Genomic DNA, 2,262 nt, shown 5'->3' on the forward strand with positions numbered 1-2,262 from the left:
GAAGTGCCCGCCGAACCAGCCCAAGTGCTAGTCAAGTGCTAGTCAGGTGCTGATCCAGCGCTGGGGCGCGGCGCGGGCTTTACGGAAGGGGGCCTCTCGCGGGCGAAAACCGCCCGCGAACGGCCCTTATTTCCTTGCTTCTGGCCGAAATCGCGCTATATAGCGCGCCATCTCACACGGAAGCATGGCTCACAAGGCCGTCCGGTGGCAGCCGGGGCGACAACGCTCCGTTTTGCTCACACGCTTCCGGAGGAACCAACCGGAGAATTATAACGATGGCGCTACCCGATTTCACCATGCGTCAGCTTTTGGAAGCTGGCGTGCACTTTGGTCACCAGTCTCACCGCTGGAATCCGAAAATGGCTCCGTTCATTTTCGGCACCCGCAACAACATCCACATCGTCGACCTCGCCCAGACCGTGYCGATGCTGCACCACGCCCTCCAGGCGGTCAGCGACACGGTGGCCAAGGGCGGCCGCATCCTGTTCGTCGGCACCAAGCGCCAGGCGCAGGACGGCGTCGCGGACGCTGCCAAGCGCTGCGCGCAGTACTTCGTCAATTCGCGTTGGCTCGGCGGCACGCTGACCAACTGGAAGACGATCTCGGCCTCGATCAAGCGCCTGCGTCACCTCGACGACGTGCTCTCGGGCGGCGAAGCCAATTCGTACACGAAGAAGGAGCGCCTGACGCTTCAGCGCGAGCGCGACAAGCTTGACCGCTCGCTCGGCGGCATCAAGGACATGGGCGGTCTGCCCGACCTGATCTTCGTGATCGACACCAACAAGGAAGACATCGCGATCCAGGAGGCCCAGCGCCTCAACATCCCGGTTGCCGCGATCGTCGACACCAATTCGGACCCGAAGGGCATCACTTATGTGGTGCCGGGCAATGACGACGCCGGCCGCGCCATTTCGCTGTACTGCGATCTCATTGCGCGTGCGGCGATCGACGGCATCTCGCGCGCCCAGGGCGATTCGGGCGTCGACATCGGTGCTTCGGCCCGTCCGCTCGCCGAAGAGCTGCCGGCGGCTTCCTCGAGCGGCTTCCAGGGCCTTGCGGGTCCCCGCGGCACCGCCGACGACCTCAAGAAGCTCCCGGGCGTGTCGGGCGCGATCGAGAAGAAGTTCAACGACCTCGGCATCTTCCATTTCTGGCAGCTGGCCGAGCTCGACCACGACACCGCGCACACGATCGGTGAGGAGGTCGGTCTGCCGAGCCGCGCTGATGCCTGGGTGGCCAAGGCCAAGGCGCTGACCGCGGAAGCGGAATAGTCAAAAAGAGCGATGGGTTGGCCGGATAGATTCCGGCCACCATTTCAGTTGACGCGAATCCCTGAGATGGACCGTGGCGGGGCAATTGGATGCCGCGCCGCGGCAGACCGGCAGGCACAAAGGATATTCAACGATGGCAACGATCACAGCTGCGATGGTCAAGGACCTGCGCGAGTCGACCGGCGCGGGCATGATGGACTGCAAGGCCGCGCTGACCGAGAACGACGGCAACATGGAAGCGGCGCAGGATTGGCTGCGCAAGAAAGGCCTGTCGAAGGCCGCCAAGAAGTCCGGCCGCGTCGCGGCTGAGGGCCTGATCGGCGCGCTCACCAAGGGCACCAAGGGCGTCGTGGTCGAGGTCAACTCCGAGACCGACTTCGTCGCGCGCAACGGCCAGTTCCAGGGCCTGGTCAAGATGATCGCGCAGGTCGGATTCGACGTCGGCGCCGATGTCGAGAAGATCAAGGCCGCCAAGGTCGGTGACGTCACCATCGAAACCGCGATCAATGACGCGATCGCGACCATCGGCGAGAACATGACGCTGCGCCGCGCAGCTTCGCTCGAAGTGAGCCAGGGCGTGGTGTCGCACTACGTCCACGGTGCGGTCATCGACGGCGCCGGCAAGATGGGCGTGATCGTGGCGCTGGAATCGCCCGGCAAGGCCGACGAGCTTGCCGCGCTCGGCCGCCAGATCGCGATGCATGTCGCTGCCGCCAACCCGCTGGCGCTCGATCCGTCCGGCCTCGATCCGGCGGTCGTCAAGCGCGAGAAGGACGTGCTCGCCGACAAATATCGCCAGCAGGGCAAGCCCGAGAACGTGATCGAGAAGATCGTCGAGTCCGGCCTCAAGACCTATTACAAGGAAGTCTGCCTGCTCGAGCAGGCCTTCATCCACGACGCCGGCAAGTCGGTGGCGCAGGCGGTGAAGGAAGCCGAAGGCAAGGTCGGCGGGGCTGTGAAGATTGCCGGCTTTGTGCGCTATGCTCTCGGT

2 protein-coding genes are annotated in these 2,262 nt (G+C 64.5%); both read left to right on the forward strand.

Translation table 11 applies throughout. The features are described from left to right. Positions 1 to 275: 275 nt before the first annotated feature. Positions 276 to 1,271, forward strand: coding sequence for a 30S ribosomal protein S2 (locus tag AC1D00_RS37465; protein ID WP_477014133.1), 996 nt, complete (start codon positions 276 to 278; stop codon positions 1,269 to 1,271). 133 nt (positions 1,272 to 1,404) lie between these two features. Next, the coding region (tsf, locus tag AC1D00_RS37470; protein ID WP_477014134.1) for a translation elongation factor Ts at positions 1,405 to 2,262 on the forward strand (858 nt) is incomplete at its 3' end.

The sequence above is a fragment of the Bradyrhizobium sp. P2_E8 genome (assembly GCF_056403875.1).